21 protein-coding genes, 1 tRNA gene and 1 riboswitch are annotated in these 22,211 nt (G+C 42.3%); of the genes, 13 read left to right on the top strand and 9 right to left on the bottom strand.

Features of this window, described 5'->3' with window-relative positions; all coding sequences use genetic code 11:
- The first annotated feature begins 551 nt into the window (after positions 1-551).
- Positions 552-746 (top strand): hypothetical protein, encoded by a 195-nt coding sequence (locus tag PU629_RS17550; protein ID WP_275281327.1) that lies wholly within the window; start codon positions 552-554, stop codon positions 744-746.
- Positions 747-873: 127 nt separating this feature from the next.
- Here the strand turns inward: PU629_RS17550 and PU629_RS17545 are convergent, their stop codons facing one another.
- Complete coding sequence (locus PU629_RS17545; protein ID WP_275281326.1) at positions 874-1,032, bottom strand: hypothetical protein; 159 nt, start codon at positions 1,030-1,032, stop codon at positions 874-876.
- Positions 1,033-1,129: 97 nt separating this feature from the next.
- Positions 1,130-1,723, bottom strand: a complete 594-nt coding sequence (locus tag PU629_RS17540) for a CYTH domain-containing protein (RefSeq protein ID WP_275281325.1) — start codon at positions 1,721-1,723, stop codon at positions 1,130-1,132.
- Between the two features lie 174 nt (positions 1,724-1,897).
- Here PU629_RS17540 and yjbM point away from each other — a divergent pair, with 174 nt between their 5' ends.
- The 3 genes from yjbM (at position 1,898) to PU629_RS17525 (ending at position 4,367) form a co-directional block, all read left to right on the top strand.
- On the top strand, positions 1,898-2,530 hold the full coding sequence (gene yjbM / locus PU629_RS17535; RefSeq protein ID WP_275281324.1) for a GTP diphosphokinase: 633 nt from the start codon (positions 1,898-1,900) through the stop codon (positions 2,528-2,530).
- 11 nt (positions 2,531-2,541) lie between these two features.
- Complete coding sequence (locus PU629_RS17530; RefSeq protein ID WP_275281323.1) at positions 2,542-3,336, top strand: NAD kinase; 795 nt, start codon at positions 2,542-2,544, stop codon at positions 3,334-3,336.
- 89 nt (positions 3,337-3,425) lie between these two features.
- Positions 3,426-4,367: an RluA family pseudouridine synthase gene (locus PU629_RS17525; protein WP_275281322.1), complete on the top strand. Its 942-nt coding sequence runs from the start codon at positions 3,426-3,428 to the stop codon at positions 4,365-4,367.
- A gap of 58 nt (positions 4,368-4,425) precedes the next feature.
- Here the strand turns inward: PU629_RS17525 and prpE are convergent, their stop codons facing one another.
- Positions 4,426-5,166 carry a bis(5'-nucleosyl)-tetraphosphatase PrpE gene (prpE, locus tag PU629_RS17520; RefSeq protein WP_275284487.1) on the bottom strand — a complete coding sequence of 247 codons (741 nt, stop codon included), beginning with the start codon at positions 5,164-5,166 and terminating at the stop codon, positions 4,426-4,428.
- A 113-nt stretch (positions 5,167-5,279) separates the two neighbouring features.
- A complete protein-coding gene (gene fabI / locus PU629_RS17515) occupies positions 5,280-6,059 on the bottom strand; it encodes an enoyl-ACP reductase FabI (protein WP_275281321.1) in 780 nt (259 codons plus the stop codon).
- Positions 6,060-6,514: 455 nt separating this feature from the next.
- On the opposite strand from fabI, the gene PU629_RS17510 reads away from it, so the two are divergent.
- The 3 genes from PU629_RS17510 to PU629_RS17500 all read left to right on the top strand — a co-directional run bounded on the left by PU629_RS17510 (position 6,515) and on the right by PU629_RS17500 (position 9,436).
- Entirely contained in the window at positions 6,515-7,033 is a 519-nt protein-coding gene (locus PU629_RS17510; RefSeq protein WP_275281320.1) for a hypothetical protein, read from the top strand.
- Between the two features lie 555 nt (positions 7,034-7,588).
- Complete coding sequence (locus PU629_RS17505; protein ID WP_275281319.1) at positions 7,589-9,193, top strand: sodium:solute symporter family protein; 1,605 nt, start codon at positions 7,589-7,591, stop codon at positions 9,191-9,193.
- 12 nt (positions 9,194-9,205) lie between these two features.
- A complete protein-coding gene (locus PU629_RS17500; protein WP_275281318.1) occupies positions 9,206-9,436 on the top strand; it encodes a hypothetical protein in 231 nt (76 codons plus the stop codon).
- A gap of 57 nt (positions 9,437-9,493) precedes the next feature.
- Here PU629_RS17500 and PU629_RS17495 read toward each other — a convergent pair whose 3' ends face one another.
- From PU629_RS17495 to PU629_RS17480, 4 genes are all read right to left on the bottom strand, one after another.
- Positions 9,494-10,192, bottom strand: a complete 699-nt coding sequence (locus PU629_RS17495; protein ID WP_275281317.1) for a DUF421 domain-containing protein — start codon at positions 10,190-10,192, stop codon at positions 9,494-9,496.
- A gap of 123 nt (positions 10,193-10,315) precedes the next feature.
- Positions 10,316-10,747: a GNAT family N-acetyltransferase gene (locus PU629_RS17490; RefSeq protein WP_275281316.1), complete on the bottom strand. Its 432-nt coding sequence runs from the start codon at positions 10,745-10,747 to the stop codon at positions 10,316-10,318.
- A 1-nt stretch (position 10,748) separates the two neighbouring features.
- Entirely contained in the window at positions 10,749-11,267 is a 519-nt protein-coding gene (locus tag PU629_RS17485; protein ID WP_275281315.1) for a YjcG family protein, read from the bottom strand.
- A gap of 83 nt (positions 11,268-11,350) precedes the next feature.
- Complete coding sequence (locus PU629_RS17480; RefSeq protein WP_275281314.1) at positions 11,351-12,076, bottom strand: alpha/beta hydrolase; 726 nt, start codon at positions 12,074-12,076, stop codon at positions 11,351-11,353.
- A 251-nt stretch (positions 12,077-12,327) separates the two neighbouring features.
- Between PU629_RS17480 and PU629_RS17475 the strand changes: the two genes are divergently transcribed.
- The 6 genes from PU629_RS17475 (at position 12,328) to PU629_RS17450 (ending at position 19,043) form a co-directional block, all read left to right on the top strand.
- Entirely contained in the window at positions 12,328-12,843 is a 516-nt protein-coding gene (locus PU629_RS17475) for a phosphatidylglycerophosphatase A family protein (RefSeq protein WP_481900453.1), read from the top strand.
- 196 nt (positions 12,844-13,039) lie between these two features.
- Entirely contained in the window at positions 13,040-13,999 is a 960-nt protein-coding gene (locus tag PU629_RS17470; protein WP_275281313.1) for an AEC family transporter, read from the top strand.
- A gap of 175 nt (positions 14,000-14,174) precedes the next feature.
- A tRNA-Val gene (locus PU629_RS17465) sits at positions 14,175-14,250 on the top strand.
- Positions 14,251-14,969: 719 nt separating this feature from the next.
- Positions 14,970-15,071, top strand: a riboswitch (purine riboswitch).
- Between the two features lie 181 nt (positions 15,072-15,252).
- A complete protein-coding gene (locus tag PU629_RS17460; RefSeq protein ID WP_275281312.1) occupies positions 15,253-15,849 on the top strand; it encodes a xanthine phosphoribosyltransferase in 597 nt (198 codons plus the stop codon).
- A 55-nt stretch (positions 15,850-15,904) separates the two neighbouring features.
- Positions 15,905-17,167, top strand: coding sequence for a nucleobase:cation symporter-2 family protein (locus PU629_RS17455; protein WP_275284485.1), 1,263 nt, complete (start codon positions 15,905-15,907; stop codon positions 17,165-17,167).
- Positions 17,168-17,489: 322 nt separating this feature from the next.
- Positions 17,490-19,043, top strand: a complete 1,554-nt coding sequence (locus PU629_RS17450) for a histidine kinase N-terminal 7TM domain-containing diguanylate cyclase (RefSeq protein WP_275281311.1) — start codon at positions 17,490-17,492, stop codon at positions 19,041-19,043.
- 161 nt (positions 19,044-19,204) lie between these two features.
- On the opposite strand, the gene PU629_RS17445 is transcribed toward PU629_RS17450, so the two are convergent.
- A complete protein-coding gene (locus PU629_RS17445; RefSeq protein WP_275281310.1) occupies positions 19,205-22,201 on the bottom strand; it encodes an SH3 domain-containing protein in 2,997 nt (998 codons plus the stop codon).
- Between the last annotated feature and the right edge of the window lie 10 nt (positions 22,202-22,211).

The raw sequence follows: 22,211 nt of genomic DNA, 5'->3' as shown, positions 1-22,211 counted from the left end.
CTTGGATGAACCATCAACACTTTTTTCTATAAGAGTATTTTAACAAGGTTCAGTGCTGTATCGCAAATATTCGACACGCAATGGTTCAAAAGGTTTTTTCCCCATCTACTATTATAAGAGAGATTACATATATAAAGCGCTTACATATTTAACTGGAATTTACAAGTATACCCTTTATTTGACAAAGGATGTTAAGCGCGTTCAATCTTTCTATTAGTATAAATCAAATAAAGGCTGCCTTCAATGAAAAGGGTTAAAGGAACTAGCGAGGCCCCCGATTCATTCTAAGACAACCTGTCTAACTTCGCAAATAGTTTATAATGGGAGGCGAATAGCGTATTCTCGTTACGCTCAACTGAAATAGGCGTAACGGCATTCCGTTATTTGGTCATTCCAGCCGGATTCGCTCGCGGCGGATAGCGTGTTCTCGTTACGCTCAACTGAAATAGGCGTAACGTCAATCCCTTATTTGGTCATTTCAGCCCCATTTAGAGGCGGATAGCGTATTCTCGTTACGCTCAACCGAAATAGGCGTAACGTCATTCCGTTATTTGGTCATTCCGGCCGGATTCGCGGCGAATAGCGAATCCTCGTTACGCTCAACTGAAATAGGCGTAACGCCATTCCCTTATTTCGTCATTCCAGCCGGATTCGCGGCGAATAGCGTGTTCTCGTTACGCTCAACTGAAATAGGCGTAACGTCATTTCCTTATTTCGTCATTTCAGCCCCATTTAGAGGCGGATAGCGTATTCTCGTTACGCTCAACCGAAATAGGCGTAACGTCATTTCCTTATTTCGTCATTTCAGCCCCATTTAGAGGCGTATAGCGTATTCTCGTTACGCTTAGCCGAAATAGGCGTAACGCCATTCCGTTATTTCGTCATTCGAGCCCCATTTAGAGGCGGATAGCGTATTCTCGTTACGCTCAACTGAAATAGGCGTAACGTCAATCCGTTATTTCGGCATTCTGGCCGGATTCGCGGCGGATAGCGAATCCACGTTACGCTCAACTGAAATAGGCGTAACGTCATTTCCTTATTTCGTCATTTCAGCCCCATTTAGAGGCGGATAGCGTATTCTCGTTACCTCTAAATGATTGTCGATGTAACGAAGGGATTCTACAGGTGATTAGTCCTGACGCATTTCCTTCGACTTTTTATAGAGAAAAAAACGCATAATCTTGTTCTGTGTAGGTCTTTTAGGGATTTGATAGCGCTCAAGGAAGGATTCGAACCGCTTTTGACCAGTCGGATGATCGTTAAATTCCCATTCCATTTCATAGTCTTCGGTATCTAAATAGCAACTATGATCTAAAACAAATAACCCCTCTTCATGAGGAAACTCCGCGCGATGTGTGGTCAGCCGCCCAAGGTGCTGGAGGTTCTCGGGTTTGATGGATAACCTCTCTAATCGTTGCTGGACATCACCGGGGTCAAGCTCTCGAGATTGGAAAAACTGTTGAACGTCTTTCTTTGAGAGGAATTGATGAGTTTCGAGTTTCCCGACAGTATGGGGTTCTTTAAGCGTCAGAACGAATCGGTTCTCTTTTTCCCGAATGCGTAAAGCGGCTCCCTTGCTTTTAAGCTCAAAGGAGGACGTATCAAAATAATCATTATGCTGGGTCAGGAAGTCTTGTTCATTTAATTGAAAGACTTGTACCAGATGGTCAAACTCATGTTTGGTCAGCATATTTTTGAATTCAATTTCGATTTCTTGACTCATTTTGAAAATAACACCAACTTAACTTGGAAAGGTTACCTAAATTATGACATAATAAAAGGTGGGAAACAATCCTTTCATCCCCATCATAAAACGTTTCTAGGATTTCTTCAGTAAGAAGCGGTATGAGTAAGGAAAGTTAGAGTATGGGGACTTAAGGCGGCGGGGTGATGATAAATGGATTGGGAGTTGTTTTTATCTCCTTACAAACAAGCCATTGATGAATTAAAGATTAAGCTAAGGGGATATCGTGAGCAGTATGAAATGTGTGGCGATCATTCTCCTATTGAATTTGTGACAGGCCGCGTTAAACCCGTTACAAGTATTTTGGATAAAGCACGCCGAAAGAAAGTGCCAATGGACCGCCTGGCCTCCGACATTCAGGATATTGCCGGCGTTCGTGTCATGTGTCAGTTTGTCGGCGATATTTATAAGGTAATTGCCCTCCTGAAGAGCCGACGGGATTTTCAAATTATCGAAGAACGAGATTATATTAATGAAAAGAAGGAGAGCGGATATAGGTCCTATCATTTAGTTATCAATTATCCGGTCCAAACGATAACAGGAGAGAAAATCATTCTGGTTGAAATTCAAGTTCGGACATTGGCCATGAATTTTTGGGCAACGATTGAGCACTCATTAAATTATAAATATGAAGGCCGTATTCCTAAGGACATAAAGGACCGTCTCCAAAGAGCCGCCGAAGCAGCTTTTTTATTAGATGAGGAAATGTCTGAGATACGCGGTGAAATTCAGATTGCACATAAGCATTTTGTTTTAAAAAATTCAAATGACAAGTCAACGCCTTAAGGGTGATAAAGATGAAATTTGCTATTCAATCAAAAGGGGACATAACCTCTAACGACATAAAGAATCAAATAATGAGTTATTTGCTTGGCTTTGAGTTGACTCTTGACGAGGAAGAACCCGATATCGTTATTTCAGTCGGAGGAGATGGAACGCTTCTTCACGCCTTCCACCGCTATATCAATCGTCTTGAGCATACCACATTCGTTGGTGTACATACGGGTCATTTAGGTTTCTATGCGGATTGGACTCCAGATGAAGTAGAGAAGCTTGTGATTCATATTGCCAAGACACCGTTTCAAGTTGTGGAATACCCGCTTCTTGAAGTGTCTATCCAGTTAAATGATGAAGATGAAGAGAGACATTATTTGGCACTCAATGAATGTACGGTTAAAAGCAGTGAAGGATCATTGGTCATGGATGTCACGATCAAAGGCGACCATTTTGAAACGTTTCGAGGGGATGGTCTTTGTATATCGACACCGACCGGTAGTACGGCTTACAATAAAGCATTGTCCGGCGCTATTATCCATCCATCGCTTGCTTCGATTCAACTGGCAGAAATGGCTTCTATTAATAATCGCGTCTACCGCACAGTGGGGTCGCCGCTTGTCCTGCCGCAGCATCATACTTGTATGCTCAAACCGGTTAATGATGTGAACTTCGACATAACGATTGACCATTTATCCATCATTCATAAAGGTGTGAAATCAATACATTGCCGAGTAGCTGAAGAAAAGGTACGCTTTGCAAGGTATCGCCCATTCCCATTTTGGGTCAGGGTTAGAGAATCCTTTATTGGTGATTGATTTAATTAGAACTAGAAGAGAGGGGCCAAGGAAGGTTGCCCTCTCTTCATTTTTCTCCCATATAAAATAAATGGCATCAAGGAGGTCACATGAAAGGTCCATTTAAATTATCTTGTCTAATTCCACTCGAGAAAGCGGGACAGAAATTAGGTGATTTTGTTCGAACACAGATGCAAGTATCCAGAAGAGCGATCAAGGCCATCAAGTACCAAGGGGGTGAGTTTCTAGTGGATGGAACCCCCCAATTCGTAACGTATATCCTAAAAGGCGGTGAACAGTTAGAAATTGTGTTTCCTCCTGAAGCTATTAGTGAATCGCTCCATCCAGAGCCTCTTCCGCTCGATGTGATTTATGAGGATGACTGCTCATTAGTGGTTAATAAAAGTCCTGGCATGCCAACCATTCCCTCTTACCAGCATTTTGAAGGAACGCTTGCCAATGGAGTGGTCCACTATTTGCGAGAAAAAGGAGAAGCGGGCGCCTCTCATCCGGTTACTCGATTGGACCGGGAAACGTCCGGCCTTGTTTTAATGGCCAAACACGGACATATCCATGATCTTTTCTCACGTCTTCAAAAAGAGAAGAAGATCGAACGGCGATATATTGCCGTTGTTCACCATCCTTTTGCGGCCGTTCAAGGAACAATTAATGCTCCAATAGGAAGAAAGGAAGGCAGTATTATTGAGCGCTGTGTCACGGATGAAGGAAAAGAGGCCATCACACATTATGAGGTTCTTTGGCAGAACGACGACCTCGCCATCTTAGGAATTCGCCTTGAAACAGGACGGACCCATCAAATTCGAGTGCATTTCTCTTCGATTGGTCATCCGTTAATCGGAGATGATCTCTATGGAGGAGAGTTGTCCTTATTAAAAAGGCAAGCTCTTCACGCGCGTCATTTGTTTTTCCCACACCCTTTAAGTGGAAAAGAAATAGCTTGCATGGCTCCTTTTCCAGAAGATTTGCTGCCGCTTTTAGAGAAGGGGATGGAGAGGATAGTGAACTGGGATGCCAGGTTGCGGAAGCGATAAGCGGGATCCTGTGGCGCTCTCTTTTGAAGCTTCTTTTATAGGGGACCACTTTAAAAAATCACTCGCCGATAGGACGAAACTTTTCTTCAATAAGCGGTTGTAAGGAAGGGACTGAAATAAGCTCCTTTTCGGGATAACGCCATGCGGTAAGGGCTCCTCCGAATACACAGCCTGTATCAATGTTAATCGTGTTTCCAACTTGGCGAGGGGCTTTAACGGGGGTGTGGCCATAAACAATCCACGCGTCTCCCTTATAATGCTTGGCCCAGTCTCGGCGAATAGGAAAGCCCGTGTCATCTGTTTCGCCGGTCACATCTCCATACAAGACAAAGGATTTGACTTTTTTATTCGTTATACCGATGAAGGCTTCCTTAATACCAGCATGAGCCACCACTAATTGACCTGAATCAAGCTGCAGATAAAGCGGTGAAGATTCATAAAGCTTTTTAAATCCATGGCTAATTTGGCGGCATTCTTTATGGGATAAAGCCTTTAATTCGGCTACCGTTGTCTCCAACCCGTTGTTAATTTTCACGTTGCGTCCAATTAAGTAACGATACAGTTTATCACAATGATTTCCCGGGACATATTTCGCCAAATTTTTCTGAAAAAGTTTTGAAACCAACTCCATCACTTTAACGGAAGCGGGTCCTCTGTCCGTCAAATCTCCAAGAAAGACCGGAAGACGTCCTTCTGGATGAACAGGAAGATCATCCTTCCATTTATAACCTAACTTTTCCAATAACGTGATACATTCCTCATAACAGCCGTGAATGTCACCGATACAATCAAACATTATGTTCACCTCATTCTCTCTCACTAGAATTCCCGAATAGCGGCTGATTCCATTCACCGGTCAATTAAAATTAAAACTAAAAAAAGACCGGATTCGGTCTTTTTTTAGTCGGATCGTTAACCAATAATATTGTATCCGGAGTCCACGTAAACGACTTCGCCTGTAACACCCCTTGATAGATGGCTTAACATGGCAACGGTCATGTCGCCAACTTCTTCTTGTGTCACATTACGTTTCAAAGGGGCTTTTTCTTCAATGACCTTTAGGATCTCATTAAATCCGGATATTCCTTTGGCTGCAAGAGTCTTAATGGCACCAGCGGAAATCGCATTGACTCTGATATCATGTTTGCCTAATTCAAGCGCTAAGTATCTGACACTTGATTCAAGAGCGGCCTTTGCAACACCCATCAGATTATATTTTTCGACAGCACGCTCAGCACCTAGATAACTCATGGTCACAATAGATCCGCCTTCTGTCATAAAAGGCTTCGCTTCTCTTGCAATCGCAATTAATGAATAGGCGCTTGTATCATGGGCAAATGCAAAGCCGTCTCTTGAAGTATCGATAAAATCGCCATGTAAATCCTCGGCATGTGCAAAAGCGATCGAATGAACGATCCCGTGGATCACGCCCACTTTTTCGCCAATCTTCGTGAAGGCGTTGTGAATACTTTCATCATTGTTCGCATCACATTGGAAAACGAGATCGGTCGTTTGTTCGTTTTTTTCTAGCAGCTTAGTTAATTTTTGCAGGGATCTGTCCAAGCGGTATGTATAAATGACATTAGCTCCAGCTTTATACAGAGATTGTGCAATACCCCAGGCGATGCTTCTTTCATTGGCAACTCCGGTTACAACGATGTTTTTTCCTTCTAATTTAAGTAAATCTTCCATTTTATCCTCCAATTAAGTTCATAATAATTTCGTGTTCTATCCCTATTATATCTGCTTTTAGCAACTGATACTATTATTTAAAATGACAACTAGTCTTTCAGTGTTCCCTAGTCATTTTCGTTCCAAACACTTAATAAGGACCCCTGGACTTGACGACATGATGTTTTTACCTCATTCTCGATTTGAAAAATAAACGGGAGGGTTACAAAAATAATTCGGAAGCAGACCTTTATTAAACTTAAATTGAGAGGCACCACCTTTCTTTCTCAACCATATCCTATAGTGTCATGCCAAATCCTTTTTTAGACCAACAGGCTAGTCGCTTGATTAGCAAAAAGTATTTCATTTGAAGCACGGTCATTAAACAACCTTAACCCTAAATATGGGCACACGACTATACAAAAAGATAGTCATTCGCATATAGTGTGACGAAACCACTTCAGGAGGGATTTCAAGTGCCAGAAGAAAAGAAGAAAGGCAAAACGTTACATGTAGATACGTTGCATATTCATGCCAAAGACATCGTGTTCCATCGCGATGAGGAAGAAGGCGTTGTTACTCAAGCCCCACAAGGTTTTCCATTTTCTGGATTTGCGGCTCCACAAGGGTTCCCAGCTCCACAAGGGTTCCCATCTCCTCAAGGCTTTCAAGCCCCACAAGGATTTCCTGGAGCACAAGGTTTTCAAGCTCCACAGGGCCAAGTAGAGGGTGGAGAAGCAGAAGGGACAGTAGAAGGTCAACCCGCTCCCCTTCCTCCTTATCCACAAGTTCAACGCGATCTGTGGGGGTTCCCTATGTTTCAACCTCAACAACCGCTCGCTAATGCTGGTCAACCAGTTGAAGCAAACGGTGAGGAAAATGCAGTCGCTGCAGAAGGAACAACAACGGAATCTGAACAGCAAACGCTTCAAGGCCCTAATGCTCCACAGGCTTTTCCACAAGGTCCTGCTGGGCAAAACCCATTCTGGATCTAATACTTCAAAAAAAGAGCCGTCTCTTGTCGCTAGATCGACTGGAGAGCGGTTCTTTTTTGTTTTATCAGGAACTTTATTTTTTTGGACAGGCCTCTGCTGAAAGAATGACTGTAACGAGATCTGACCCACCTGACTGAAGCCAAACAGTTGCTTTTGCATACTCAGTTTAATAGAGACATACCATGAAATAAGTGGTATGACATCGCTTCCTTGGTGCCGGTTTAGCATCTGTTAGAAGGTCTAATAGCTTAAGAGTAGGAGGGGGTGGCATGAGATGGGGAAGACTCGCTAAGTTTGAAGCATTTCTAAAGCGCTTTCGCTCAAAACATTCAAATGTAAGAGTCTTCTGAAAAGATGAACTTCCAATGGATCCGTTTAGGAACGCGTAAATCCAAGGGGCGGGAGAAAAACTAACAAAAAAAGTCAATGTCACCTACAACGTTCTCCGTCACTGAAGATTGGCTCAAGTAGTTGGTTGACTATCATCAACGACGTGTTCATGTGCGGTTAGATCAGGTGTAGGATGAGGTTGATTCAAAAGTGAGGGTATAAGTAATGAATGGTTTGTTTCATTTACATGCTGTGGACTATTTTATCATTATTGTTTATTTTGCTTTTGCTCTAATAATAGGTTTTATGCTTAGAAAGTATACAAAAACAGGAAAAGACTTCTTCCTGTCTGGCCGAGCGCTTCCAACTTGGATTACCGGGATCGCCTTTATGTCTGCTAATCTTGGTGCGACCGAGCTTATTGGAATGAGTGCAGGCGGAGCTGAGTATGGGATGATTCAAGTGCATTTTTATTGGATCGGCGCTATTCCAGCCATGATCTTTATGGGGTTATACATGATGCCATTCTATTACGCATCGCGTGCGCGTTCAGTGCCTGAATATTTGAAGCTTCGTTTTAATGAAGCCACTCGTGGTGTGAATGCGATTGCTTTTGGGGCTATGACTTTGCTGGTTTCTGGGATAAGCCTCTATTCAATGGGGCTTCTTTTCAAAACATTACTGGGCTGGTCATTAACCGGGAGTATCATTTTGTCAGCAGCCATTGTCTTAGTCTATGTCGCTTTGGGTGGTCTCACTTCGTCGATTTTTAATGAAGTTACGCAATTTTTCTTAATAGTTCTTGGTATTTTACCCGTTACGATCATCGGACTCATTCATTTAGGAGGATGGAATGGGCTAGTTGCCAAGCTTCCAGACGGATTTACTCATGCCTGGAGCAGTCTTGGATCCAACCATAATGCATTGGGTACGAATTGGCTTGGCGTTGTCCTTGGTCTTGGCTTTGTGACGTCATTTGCTTATTGGACCATTGATTTCCTTGTTGTTCAAAGGGCTTTTGCGGCCAAAAGCCAAAGAGCCGCTCAAGTGACGCCTATCTTTGCTTCTTTTATTAAAATGTTTATCCCGGCGATTAATATCATGGTCGGGTTGATTGCCTTAGCTGTTTTTCCTCATATTGGTCATGGAACGATGAGTTATAATCTTGCTCTTCCTGCCTTGCTTGCTAAGTATTACCCTGTAGGGCTAGTTGGGCTTGGAGTGACGGCTCTTATGGCCAGTTTCATGAGTGGAATGGCAGGGAATATATCGGCTTTTACAACGGTATGGACGTATGATATTTATCAGGCATATATCAAGAAAGACGCAACTGATGCTCATTATGTCTGGATGGGACGTGTCGCAACTATTGCAGGTGTTGTTTTGGCTGTTCTATTCTCCTATATTGCGACAGGCTTTCCAAGTATTATGGACTACATGCAAACGCTCTTTTCATTCTTTAACGCGCCTATATTTGGGGTGTTCTTACTCGGTATGTTCTGGAAGCGGATGACACCTTGGGGAGGATTCTGGGGGCTTGTCTCTGGAATAGCTTTTGCCTTTATCTTTTATTTCTTTATACCGATCCATTTTGCGACACCAAATGCAGGGAACTTCTGGCGGTCTTGGTGGGTATGGGTGGTAACGACGGGGGTTGGTATTTTGGTCAGCCTTGTCACCAAACCGAAACCGGTTGAAGAATTAAAAGGCATTGTCCTGGGTGTCGGGAAATATCGTTCCTACAAAGGCTATGCTTGGTATAAACGCCCAGGTGTCCTTGGCATTCTCAGCTTAGTGATCTTTGTCATATTAAACATCATCTTCTGGTAGGAGTGAACAAAAATGGACGAAAACCAATCACAAAAATTATTTGACCTTCGTCGCTTGATCGGCATTTTGTTAACTTTATACGGGGTTGTGTTAGCAGGCTATGGCCTGTTCAATAATCCTCGTACGGATTCGGTAAAAATAAACATTGATCTTTGGTGGGGACTTCTCGTTTTAGTTGTTGGTGTGATCTTTCTCCTGGTCTCACTAAAGGAACCGCGAGAAGACGCGCGAGAAGACGCTTGAGGAGGAGGACTAACAAGTCTAAATTAAAAGGCCGGGCAAAGGGGTTGCCCGGTTTTTCTATTGAGTCTTTTGCGAAGGGAAAATCGTTTGAACGTAGAGACCATCCTCAAGCCGCCATTCGCAAATCATCACATCCCGTATACTCTTAATGGAGCGATTTAAGAGCTCCTGTTCCAGCCATTTTGAGTCACGATTGATCTGTTTTAAGTTATTTGGAATGAGAACCCCATCACTAATTAGAGTAACCGGAATGCTGACAGATTGAACAGGCAAATCGAGATCTACTTTTTTGACGGTATCAAACATCGGCCTTTTAATAACATTAATTTTACCATTGGGCTCTAAGATCGCATGCTCAACCTCACGAAATGAAAAAATATCTTTATCTCGAAGTAAGGACTGAAGACGATTAATGTCCAACCGATGCTTTTTTAATACATTTCGGTTGATAATCCCATTTTTGATCAGGATCGCGGGAACACTCTCAATTAGTCCGCGGGATTTGTTGAATTTCAAGGCGATGAAGTCCACTAGGAAGATTAAGATCCCCCAGATGACAACAACATAAATAATCCGAAAGAGATCGACTTTTGGGTCGTAGATAGCCCCTCCAACAAACTCACCTAGTACGAGTGAAGCAACAAAATCAAAGGGGGTTGCTTGTGAGATGGATGAGCGGCCTAACATTTTTGTAATGAGCATTAAAGCGAAGAAACCGACAACGAGCTCAACGGTTGTTTCTATGTATTCATGCACATGACTCACCTCTTGTGTGAGTAGTTTAACTCAAAAGCAGTGAAGTCATTCGCGGGTGTTTCCAAAAATGAAAAAAGCTTCCCCAAAATAAATTCTTGGAGAAGCCTTTAAATCTGGCTAGTGTTAAACGTTTTTTTTCATCTCGACATGCGGGATGCCTGCTTCATAAAATAAATCAGATGTGACTTTGTAGCCGAGTTTTTCATAAAAGCCTTGAGCATGAGTCTGTGCATTCAGAAGCAAGTTAGTGAATCCCTTTTCCTCCGCAACTTGCTCAAGCTTGCCCATTAAGGCCTCGCCAATATGCTCACCACGTCGATTCTTGAGTACGCAGATCCGCTCTACCTTGGCCATATTGCCTTTATTTCGAAGCCGGCCCGCTCCAACTGGTTCACGGTTTTGGTCATACACGACAAAATGAATCGCATCTTTTTCATGGTCATCGATTTCAAGCTCTTCAGGAACCTGTTGTTCTTCTATAAAAACGATGCGCCGAATGTAAAGCGCGTTCTGATAATCTTGTTCTTTCTCACAAACTACAACTTCAAGGGACATATTAGTGTGTATCCTTTCCTAAATGAAATGTTTCATAGACGGTCCAAGATTGATTATCCAGCTGGTAAAGGAGCTGGAAGCGATCAATGGTTTCATGATGCTGAATGTTTTTCATTTTTAAAACTTCAATAATATCGCTATGTTCTTCGTTCGAAAGCCCTTGAGCAAGTGTGATGTGAGGAACAAAAGGATATTCGCCAGCCGGCCCTACTTCTAATGCCCTTAGCTGATGATAGAGTTCAACTAAGTTAGGGTCTTCCTCCACTTTTAAGTAAATCACATTGTTTACAGGCTGAAAGGATTTGACTTTGTTTACTTCAATTTGAACAGGTCCAATAGAGGCTGCGATCTCATGAACACGTGAGACAAAAGAATCGACCTCACCGTTTTCTAGTTCAAAGGCAGGCTTTATCGTGATATGAGGCGGAACTAAAGCATAATGAGGATCGTAGCGCTTCCTATAGGAATTGACGAGGTCTTGTAACTGTTTACTTGGAAACATGGCAATACCGTATTTCATTATCTAACCGCCTTTCAAGTCTCCATCAACTTATCTTATAGGATAATTATAATGAAAAGTTGAGCAGATGAAAACCCGCAGCATTAGGATCGCGGGAATAAGTGGAGGAGCGCCTTCTTTAAATCCTCTTGCCAGCTACTCCATGTGTGTACGCCGTCATGCTCGACATAAGAATAACTGGAAATTGTATTTTGACTCAGATGTTTGGCAAGAGCTTGATTCGCAGTGAAAAAATTTTCAACCTTTCCTAATGTTGTCTTAACCTCTGTTTCGTTTCTGCCAACAGAATGATAGACAGTCAGAGTGCTCGGCAATCCTTTTTCAATCCGGTTTAAAAGGGTCGTGTTAATAAATGGGGATTGAAGAATGAGATTCCCAAACGATTGAGGGTAGGTTAAGGCGGCAAGGAGAGAAACGGTCGCCCCAAGTGAATCCCCCATAAGCGTTACACCGCTTGCCAATGTTTCCACCGCAAAATCGCGTCTCAATGATGGCAGCAGCTCTCGGTGCAAAAATCGGAGGTACGCCTCATGGTGATCGCCTTCTGGGTGATAGCGATGCCAGCGGGTTAACGGGTCTGGATACGGAATGCCGCAGACAATGACTTTTTCTAATTCGTTTTCATTTAATAATTGGTTAAGTGTTGTTCCTAAGCGGCCTAAATCAAAATAATCCGGTCCGTCTTGAGCAATGATTAAAGGATATGTATATAGTGGTGAATAATTAGGAGGCAGATAAAGACGCGTTGAGATCACTTCATCCAACTCTTTACTTGGGATGGCATGATCTTGAATCTGTGCGTTAGACACGAGCAAACTCCTCACCCTTTCTTAAAATGAAATAACCTCTCTATTATTATACCGCTGTCGGTCATCCTTCAAAACTAATGATAAATTTTTGAGTGCTTTATTGGGCGCACGTTAGGCTCCTTTTTTTCAAATGCCAAAAAGGAGCATGCTTGTTGAAACAGAGTCATAGGAATGTAAATAACCTTGTTTTCTTAGGGGAGATGAGGAGTCCTCACCTTCTTACAATCTGTTTGTTTAGAGGAGGCGTTTTGGTGGGAGAACGCGTTCAAAGTCGAGTTGTAGCAGAGGCCGCTAAGCAGCTTTTAAGGGAGCGCGGCGTCACAATAGAAAGTATGGCAGAAATTGTTTACGAGATGCAAGTGCCTTTTTCTCCTGAATTAGAGATGCCGGCATGCATTGAAAGTGTTCAAGCCGTTCTTGAAAAGCGGGAGGTCCATCACGCCTTGCTAGTGGGGATCGAATTGGATCGTCTTGCTGAAAAAAAGCAGCTTTCTGAACCGCTGCAGAGCTTGGTTGAGCAGGATGAAGGGCTGTTTGGTGTCGATGAAACTTTGGCAATAGGCGCTGTCTTAGGATATGGCAGTATTGCGATCACCACTTTTGGTTATCTTGACAAAGCCAAAACAGGTATCATAAAGGATTTGGATACGAAAAATGGAAATAATGTCCACACTTTTTTAGATGACCTGGTCGCAAGTATTGTGTCAAATGCTTCTAGTCGATTAGCCCATCGAATTCGTGATGAGGAAGAATCAAAAAAGAAGTAAACGAGTAAGTTGTCTAAAACAAATGAATTCTCCCTCTTGTCAGAAAATAAAGGCGTGATTGTTTTACAGGAGACTCAAGTCGTTCTATACTAAATCTAATGTTTACTAGTCTAGCTAGACTTGACTTGAAAACACCTTGAGTCTTATTCAATGTATCTTCGTTGTATAAAAAAATAGACAGTCTAAGAGGGAAATCATGAGTAATTTTATTTTTAGTTTGAACATTGCCATGCCCATTTTTATCGTCATGGCTCTCGGCTATTTTTTAAAACGTATTGGAATGCTTAACGCCACATTTATTAAAGTATCTAATAAGCTCGTTTTTACAGTGGCTTTGCCGATTAAACTCTTTTCCGATATTATGAACACGCACATTAATTCTTATTTTGATGGTCGCTTTATTCTTTACACAGTCATTGGAACTTTCTTGACAATGGTCCTTGCATGGGGACTCGGGTTGGTCTTGATAAAAGATAAGCGTCAAATAGGGGCTTATGTTCAGGGGGCATTTCGCGGAAACTTTGTTTATGTCGGCATCACTCTGATGGAGAATATGACGGGTACGATCGGGCTTAAAACCCCCTTAGTCATCGCTTTTGTGGTTCCGTTATACAATGTGTTGACCGTTATTCTTCTGACTCTGACTAATCAAGAAAAACGTTCTGAATTTAGTCTTAAGAAGACTGCGATGGATGCGATTAAAACGATTGTCCAAAATCCCATGATTATAGCGATTGTGGCGGGCATTATTGCTTCTGAAATTGGCTTAAAGCTCCCGGTTATGTTATCTCGTTCAATTGATCAGGTCAGTCCGATTGCGACACCGCTTGCCTTAATAACCATTGGGGCTACTTTCAATTTCCAAGGGTCTATAAAAAAGCTGCTTCCAACGGTTTACGCAAGTGTTCTAAAGCTCATTATTTTTCCATTAGCCGCTGTTATGCTCGCGACAGCCTGGGGCTTTTCAACGCAAGATGTCCTATTGATATATGTACTGTTTGGTGTGCCTACCTCGACTACCTCGTATATTATGACGGCTGCTATGGATGGAGACAGTGAGCTCTCATCAAACATCATTATGATGACAACACTGCTTTCAGTCTTTTCTATGACCGCCTTTATTTTTGTATTCAAGACAATTGGTTTAATCGGTTAGGCTGTAACGAGTTCGGAATGTACAAATAGGGATTGCCAAAAGACAATCCCTATATTATAATTTGATTATATTTTCAGATTAATCAAGGGCAAGTGAGGTTTATAAAATTAATTTTAATAAATGGTTGACTTAATCGACAAAATACGATATATTTTTACTTGTCCTTAACAAATACGATCCGTTAGCTCAGCTGGGAGAGCGCCACCTTGACAGGGTGGAGGTCATTGGTTCGATCCCAATACGGGTCACCATACATAACTCTATTACCAACGCGGTTTCTCGATACCAATCGAGGAGTCGCGTTTTTACTTTTGTTCAGGAACTATAAACCTCTATCATAAACTTAGCGTGGAAAAGTGAGTAATGGGACAGGCAACGCACACTTTTGGGGGAGCTCTCGCTATGTTTTGGTGTATTGGAGGCTCCAACACACACTTTAGGGGCGCTCTCGCCTGGATTTGGTGTGTTGGAGGTTTCATCTCACACTTTTGGCATCACTCCTGCCCCATTTTGGTGTATTGAGGCTATAACGTGAGAGCTTGTCCACGAAAACTAGCGAGATGAGAGCTAAACTGGTGGGCAAGCCAAGTTTGCCCACGAAAACGAGCGGGCGCCCACTGAAAATGGTGCGCAAGATAACCATGCGGCAACACCAGTCCGCTATTTGTAAGGGAGTTGGGTAAGGGATAAGTTTTGGGAAAAGGCACTCCGCCATCCCGAAATGAGTCCAATTTGGGTGGAAGGTTATCACCTTTTCATTCTTATAGTGGCGGCGCCGTCCGTCACACATGCTAAAGAAAGCTATTCACAAGGATTTGTTTAAGAGGAAGCAGCTTTTTTCTGGGAGTAGCATGTTAAACGTCCTTTGTTTTAATTAAAAAGAATAGATGGTGAATATTTTTTTAATTATCATTAAAATTAGAGTTTTTATTTTAGACTTTTCAAAGCTTCCAGAGTCGATTATAATGAAGTCGAATTTAATAATCGTACTCGTATAATCGTGGGGATATGGCCCACAAGTTTCTACCGGACTACCGTAAATGGTTCGACTACGAGTGAGAAGCCGTGTTGTTTTCTAAAAAAACAAGGGAGTTATTCCTGTTTTAGGCAAGAATACATTCGGTTTACTAGGTCAACTTGTCGGTAAACAAGGTGCCTTTCTCACTCTGTGGTGAGAAATAAGGCAGCTTGTTTTTTTGCGTTATTTCCACCCTGATTCAAGGAGTACTGAAAAACGAGAGGGAGGAAAGCCGATGTTAGCTCTTAAGGAGAAGATCTTAAAAGAAGGCCAAGTGATTGATGGACATATCTTAAAAGTGGATGCGTTTTTGAATCATCAAATAGATCCTGAATTGATGCATGAAATCGGTAAAGAATTTGCGACGCATTTTAGTGGGCGTGATCTTACAAAAATTGTGACACTTGAGTCTTCAGGAATTGCTCCGGCTGTTTTTGCGGGCCTTATACTGGGCATTCCGGTTGTCTTTGCACGAAAGCAGAAGCCACTAACACTAACTGAAGTGATCACTGAAACCGTGTATTCTTACACCAAGCAAACAAGCAATACCATTATGGTTTCAAAAAATTGGCTTAAACCAACTGATCGTGTGCTGATCATTGATGACTTTTTGGCGAGAGGTGAAGCTTCTCTGGGGTTGATTCGTTTAGTTGAAAAAGCTGGGGCACATGTAGAGGGATTAGGGATTGTTATTGAAAAGTCTTTTCAAGACGGCAGAGCCAAGCTGGACGCTCTTAATCTCGATATTTATTCATTAGCACGAATTGCATCATTGAAAGACAACAAGGTTAGTTTTGTAGGAGAAAAAGAGGAGGTCAAGATTGGTGGATAATAACAGATTGTCATCAGGAAAGATTTTTTCATTAGGGATTCAGCATGTTCTCGCCATGTATGCCGGTGCGGTTATTGTTCCGCTTATTGTCGGTGCGGCAATGGGAATGTCCGCTGCACAGCTTACCTATTTAGTTTCAATTGACCTTGCAGCTAGCGGCCTTGCTACTTTGCTGCAGATTTGGAAAAATAAATTTTTTGGAGTAGGCTTACCGGTTGTCTTAGGGTGTACCTTTACAGCGGTTGCTCCGATGATTTCCATTGGGAAGATGTATGGAATGGGTGCCATCTCAGGTTCCATTTTGGTTTCTGGAGTAGTTGTCCTTTTAATTGCTAAATATTTCAGTAAGATCATGAAAATTTTCCCTCCCGTTGTGATTGGATCTGTTGTTACAATTATTGGAATTACGTTAATTCCGGTTGCCATTTCAGATATTGCCGGTACTGCAGGGACTAAGCAATATGACGATCCGAAAAATTTAGCGTTGGCTTTTGGTGTGCTCTTATTAATTCTTTTTATTCAACGCTTCTTTAAAGGATTTATTCGTTCTATTGCGGTTCTAATTGGCCTTATTGCAGGCACGATTGCGGCGTATTTCATGGGAATGGTGGACCTTACTTCTTTAAAACAAGCGAGCTGGTTCCATCTCCTTGCCCCGCTTCACTTTGCCGTCCCAACGTTCCATATCGATGCGATTATTACAATGGTTCTTGTTTCAATCGTGAGTTTAATTGAATCATCTGGTACCTTTTTTGCCTTATCCGAGATTTGTGAACAGCCATTGTCTGAAAATGACCTTGAGAGAGGCTACCGTTCAGAAGGGCTTGCCCTTTTAGTTGGTTCTCTATTCAATGCTTTTCCTTATACAACCTTTTCGCAAAATGTTGGGCTTGTCCAATTATCAGGTGTCCGTAATCGCCGCATTATTTTTGTCGCGGGGTCCGCACTGATTGTATTTGGTCTTATTCCAAAGATCGGTGCCTTAACCACATTGATTCCGAACCCTGTTTTAGGTGGAGCGATGGTCGCGATGTTTGGCATGGTTGCAACGTCAGGGATTCGAATGCTTGGAAAAGTGGACTTCAACTCTCAGGAAAATCTTTTGATTATCGCCTGTTCAATTGGAATGGGGGTAGGGATCACCGTTCAACCGGATCTGTTTTCTAAGCTTCCACAGTTTGTCCAAATTCTAACAAGCAATGGTATTGTTACAGGCAGCTTAACGGCGATCATTTTAAATGTCATCTTTAATGTGAAACCTCGCCATCAGCGTGCCGAACAACGTCAATCCGTTGTTCCAGAATCAAAAGCTGTATAGCGCCAAAGTGAGTTTAAACAAATAGAAATTTATTTACCGCCTGTATGACTGATTCGTGTGACATCAGTTATACAGGCGTTTTTTTTATGGCTTAATGATTAGAACATCTAACCATTAAGAAGAAAAAAAGCAATAAATGGGCAAAGTAATATCGAAGCCTTTTTTAATCTAAGGAAAGAAAGACCTCATCTAGCTATTCGTTTTTTTAGTAGAGGGAGGACCCCGCAAAGATGAAATTTATCAAATAGTCAACCCTAATCGTTCTATATGTGCTACATTTGAAAGAAAAGAGAATTCTCTTCTTAAAAGAAGGTACATAAACATGATCTCAAAGCTGATGCCCTATATCACACTCGTTTGCACGTCAAGTGTTCTCAATTTGTATTTATGTCTTTACGTCTTTTTGAAAAGACATAAATATACAAATATTGCTTATCTCTTCATTTTATATACATTAACTTTAACCATTTATTGTTTGGCCACTGCATTTTGCCTAATGTCTACAACCATTGAGGAGATTAAGTTTTGGACAATCATAGGTTATGTGGGTATGCCCTTTTCTCCTCCTTTAGGGCTAATGTTTGTGATGCACTATTTAGGGATCCCTTTAACGAAGAAAAAGTGTGCAGCACTTCTTATCATTCCTTTTATTACGTTGATAATGGTTGCAACCAATGACTTTCACCACCTGTATTATAGAGTGTATGAAATTGATCCGGTTTTAGGGGCTCCTTATGTTCATGAGGAGATTGGGATCTGGTATATGATTCAAGGGCTTTTTACCTTTGCCACGATGTTTGTTGCGTTTTTATTAGGTCTTTTTCATTGGAAAGAGACTGCAAGGGAGTATAAGCCTCAATTATTCACATTACTGTGTGGTCAATTAGTTCCTATGCTTACCGCCTTTTTCTATCTAATTGGAGCAACGCCTCCAGGCTTTGACCCCGTTCCAATGGTTTTATGGCTCTCTTCTCTTTTATATTTATGGTCCATTAACAGCTCACGTCTGTTTAAGATCATGCCCATTGCAAAAGATGTGATCTTTAACAGTATTAATGATGGGGTTATGGTGCTGGATGAATCGAACCGGTTAATTGAGTTTAACCGATCGTGTCAGCAAATGTTTCCATCATTAAATTCAAAAATGTATGGGATGGGTGTTGCGAGTGTTTGGAAAAAACTTTCCGGGACCGTGTTACCTTTTCAAATAAAAGAGGCCCCAGAAAAGCAGGAGTTTCAGTTTTTGGCAGATAACCAGGCAGAATACACCTATCAAGTTCGAATCTCACCTGTGCAGCATAATCGGTCCATTAGTGGTTTCTTGCTTATTTTTACAGATATTACAGAGCTCAAAAACTTGCAATTAAAATTAGAGCATCAAGCGTATCATGATGAGCTAACTCAAATCTTCAATCGGCGGGCGTTTTTCCAACAATGTACTCAAAGCTTTGAAGAGGCCAAAAGGGCTAATACACCGTATTCGGTTATCTTAATTGATGTGGACTATTTTAAAAGAATTAATGATACATATGGTCATGATGTCGGGGATCGTGTGTTGGTTCATATTGCTCAAGTTTGTCAATCTCAATTGGTGGGAGGGGCACTTTTTGCCCGGTACGGTGGTGAAGAATTTGTCTTTGGGCTAAAGGGTTTTACAGGAGCGGAGGCTGAAGCATTCGCTAATCAACTCCGTCACGCAATTGGGACACAACCGATTGTCGTGAATCATGAAGTCATTAAGGTGACGTTAAGCCTTGGTGTGGCTGAGGCTACAGGGGATCACGAGGAGACTCTATTTGACCTTCTGAATAATGCGGATAAAATGCTCTATAAGGCAAAGGAAGAAGGGCGTAATCGTGTTTATGTCTTTTCATAGAAGAAGGTAGATATAAGAAAGCCCTCCAATTTTTGGAGGGCTTTCGACATAGGAGTGGTACTTATTATTCAAATGGATAAGGAAATCATGGACATAAAGGACTAAGTTCAGTCGAATACTTCTATTATCCTTTGAATTCATATAGGACTTTCTAAACGTGATTACTGTAGATATTGCGGAATATCTAATTTGATCTGATAAGTGCTTAACAGCTGGTACAGGTTGTAAATCTGTGTTACTTGCTTTGACGCCCAACCAATATCACTGGCATATTGGTGGGTGGCACTGTTAGTAGAAACAGCAGCACCTGGGTTCCATCTCATTTTGTAAAGCGTGTCTTGACCTTGTTCAATATAATTGTTGTCGATGAACTGAGCTCCCCCAATAATGGCCTCTTCTGGTGTAAACCAACCGGCATTATAAGCGAATTCCGCTCCGCTTTGGACAGGCGAAGCATCATAAGCTCCGATTCCATACATGTTATAAACGGTTTTTCCATTGTAAGTGACGCCATTAGCCAATTCGGAAGTGCCGTTGGCGGTTTCGAGTAAGGCATGAGAAATTAAGTATAATTCATTAATCCCGTATGTTTGTCCTGCTTTAATAAAACTCTGCGCTTCACCTGCGAGTATGCCTTTTCCTGCGAGGATTTTTTGGTTGACCTCATCTGCATTCACATTGGCCGTTTCATTTAATTTAAGGAACTGGTACTTCTGAACATTGTCATTTTCGAAATTGGTGGGGTCTAGATAATAGGTGACATCATCAGGACTTGCATTAACCCACGTCTTATCAAAAGAAATTTGGTACCAGGTATAGCCATCGCTTCCTTTGACAGATGATAGAATTTGTACAAGAGCTCCAGCTGAAACTTGGCCAACCACCCAAAAGTCGGTACCGGCTCCTCCTCTGACATTCCAATTTGATCCAAATACAACCCCTTGAGTGGGATTCGTTTTATTATCTACGACTAGAGCGTCCGATCGAATGTATGTATTATAGGTTTTATCCGTTTGAGGATTCGAGTTTAGCTCTAAATTTTTCATGTCAGTTAATGAAATAGAATAAGGCGTATAGGTTTCTACGATTGAATCAACATTTGAATTAGTCAACGTTGAGGTTAAGTAAGTTTCATCGACATAGCCGGTTTTACCATTGGCACTTACCTTTGCCCAACCGTTTGTTTCTAAAAGAACCTGCACAACAGTGCCATAGGGAAGCTGTGTCAGAACGGAAGCGGTCGTTGACGGTCCTGATCGCATATTCAAATTGGAACCAGGGGACACGTTCACATACATGTGCACCGTTTGAGATTCGGATGTTGGACTTGTGTTATCCTCAGAACCGTTGTCCGCGGTTTCCGTAGTGCTTGAAGTCGGAGTCCCGTTAGCAGGTGCAAGATAGCTGGTGCTCACATAGCCTGTTTGACCGTTCGCACTGATCTTTGCCCAACCGTTTGCTTCTGACAAGACCTCAATTTTAGTACCATCTGAAAGTTTTGTAATGATAGAAGCGCTCGTTGTCGGTGCCGTTCGCATGTTTAAATTAGATCCGGCTGAAACCTTCACGTACATTTGAATTGTTGAAGGGTTCGAAGTTGATGATTGGCTTGATCCACTGCTCTGACTTGAATTGGCTGAATCACTTCCGGTTGATGTAGGTTGGGTCGAAGTGAGATACTCCGCATGTACATACCCCGTGAGCCCATTAGCAGTTACCTTAGCCCAAACACCAGAAGTGGAAATCACCTGAACGCTTGTCCCGCGTTTTAAACTGGAAAGAATGGCACTGCTGGTGGAGGCATTTTGCCTTAGTATTAAGGAAGAATCGGCATCCACATTGACATAGTTGGTTGTCGTCTTTGCCGTGGTTGTATTGCCAGTGGCCTCAGAGGTTCCGATTTTGGAAGCAGAGAGATACTCCGCGTGAACGTAACCCGTTAATCCATTAGCAGTTACCTTAGCCCAAACACCAGAAGTGGAAATCACTTGAACGCTTGTCCCGCGTTTTAAACTGGAAAGAATGGCACTGCTGGTGGAGGCGTTTTGCCTTAAAATTAAGGAAGAATCGGCATCCACATTGACATAGTTGGTTGTCGTCTTCGCCGTGGTTGTATTGCCAGTGGCCTCAGAGGTTCCGATTTTGGAAGCAGAGAGATACTCCGCATGAACGTAACCCGTTAATCCATTAGCGGTTACCTTGGCCCAAACACCAGAAGTAGAAATCACCTTGACACTGGCCCCGCGTTTTAGACTGGAAAGAATGGCACTGCTGGTGGAGGCGTTTTGCCTTAGTATTAAGGAAGAATCGGCATCCACATTGACATAGTTGGTTGTCGTCTTCGCCGTGGTTGTAGTGGTCTCAGAGGTTCCGATTTTGGAAGCAGAGAGATACTCCGCATGTACATACCCCGTGAGCCCATTAGCAGTTACCTTGGCCCAAACACCAGAAGTAGAAATCACCTTGACACTGGCCCCGCGTTTTAGACTGGAAAGAATAGCGCTGCTGGTGGAGGCGTTTTGCCTTAGTATTAAGGAAGAATCGGCATCAACATTGACATACTTGGTTGTCGTCTTCGCCGTGGTCGTGCTGCTAGCTGTAACCACCGTTGAATCTAACTTAGTCGAAGAAAGATATTCCGAATGTACATAACCGGTTAATCCATTCGCAGTTACCTTAGCCCAAACACCAGAAGTAGAAATCACCTTGACACTGGCCCCGCGTTTTAGACTGGAAAGAATGGCACTGCTGGTGGATGGGCTCTTCCTTAGAATTAAGGAGGAATCAGGATCAACATTGACATAGTTAGTTGTCGTCCCTGCAACCGTTATTGAGAGTTTAGTAGATGATAGATAGTCCGTGCTGACATATCCGATTTTCCCATCGGCCTTTACATTTGCCCACCCGTCAGAAGTCGAATAAACCGTCACGGCGGTTCCTTTTGACAGTTTGGCTAAAATGTCTCCTGACGTTGATGCCTTCGAGCGTAATAATAACGAAGAACCAGCATTTACATTCACATATTTTGTGACAGTTGGAGAAACGGTATTGGTCGTAAGCCGGCTCGTCGTTGGAGTTGCAGCATGAACAGCCTTTGTTAAGGCTGGAGTTGACAATACTGCAAAGCATAGAGCGGGTACAACAATCCCTTTTTTCATCTTAATCCTC

The sequence above is a fragment of the Pullulanibacillus sp. KACC 23026 genome, from assembly GCF_029094525.1.
Lineage (GTDB): Bacteria > Bacillota > Bacilli > Bacillales > Sporolactobacillaceae > KACC-23026.
The sequence above is the reverse complement of the archived record's forward strand: the minus strand, read 5'-3'. Positions and strand labels throughout refer to the sequence as shown.

Excerpts from the sequence above, each read along its gene's own strand:
- PU629_RS17545 (WP_275281326.1), bottom strand. The coding sequence starts at position 1,032 with ATGACGTTACGCCTATTTCAGTTGAGCGTAACGTGGATTCGCTATCCG.
- PU629_RS17540 (WP_275281325.1), bottom strand. The coding sequence starts at position 1,723 with ATGAGTCAAGAAATCGAAATTGAATTCAAAAATATGCTGACCAAACAT.
- yjbM (WP_275281324.1), top strand. The coding sequence starts at position 1,898 with ATGGATTGGGAGTTGTTTTTATCTCCTTACAAACAAGCCATTGATGAA.
- PU629_RS17530 (WP_275281323.1), top strand. The coding sequence starts at position 2,542 with ATGAAATTTGCTATTCAATCAAAAGGGGACATAACCTCTAACGACATA.
- PU629_RS17525 (WP_275281322.1), top strand. The coding sequence starts at position 3,426 with ATGAAAGGTCCATTTAAATTATCTTGTCTAATTCCACTCGAGAAAGCG.
- fabI (WP_275281321.1), bottom strand. The coding sequence starts at position 6,059 with ATGGAAGATTTACTTAAATTAGAAGGAAAAAACATCGTTGTAACCGGA.
- PU629_RS17505 (WP_275281319.1), top strand. The coding sequence starts at position 7,589 with ATGAATGGTTTGTTTCATTTACATGCTGTGGACTATTTTATCATTATT.
- PU629_RS17500 (WP_275281318.1), top strand. The coding sequence starts at position 9,206 with ATGGACGAAAACCAATCACAAAAATTATTTGACCTTCGTCGCTTGATC.
- PU629_RS17490 (WP_275281316.1), bottom strand. The coding sequence starts at position 10,747 with ATGTCCCTTGAAGTTGTAGTTTGTGAGAAAGAACAAGATTATCAGAAC.
- PU629_RS17485 (WP_275281315.1), bottom strand. The coding sequence starts at position 11,267 with ATGAAATACGGTATTGCCATGTTTCCAAGTAAACAGTTACAAGACCTC.
- PU629_RS17470 (WP_275281313.1), top strand. The coding sequence starts at position 13,040 with ATGAGTAATTTTATTTTTAGTTTGAACATTGCCATGCCCATTTTTATC.
- PU629_RS17460 (WP_275281312.1), top strand. The coding sequence starts at position 15,253 with ATGTTAGCTCTTAAGGAGAAGATCTTAAAAGAAGGCCAAGTGATTGAT.
- PU629_RS17455 (WP_275284485.1), top strand. The coding sequence starts at position 15,905 with ATGTATGCCGGTGCGGTTATTGTTCCGCTTATTGTCGGTGCGGCAATG.
- PU629_RS17450 (WP_275281311.1), top strand. The coding sequence starts at position 17,490 with ATGATCTCAAAGCTGATGCCCTATATCACACTCGTTTGCACGTCAAGT.
- PU629_RS17445 (WP_275281310.1), bottom strand. The coding sequence starts at position 22,201 with ATGAAAAAAGGGATTGTTGTACCCGCTCTATGCTTTGCAGTATTGTCA.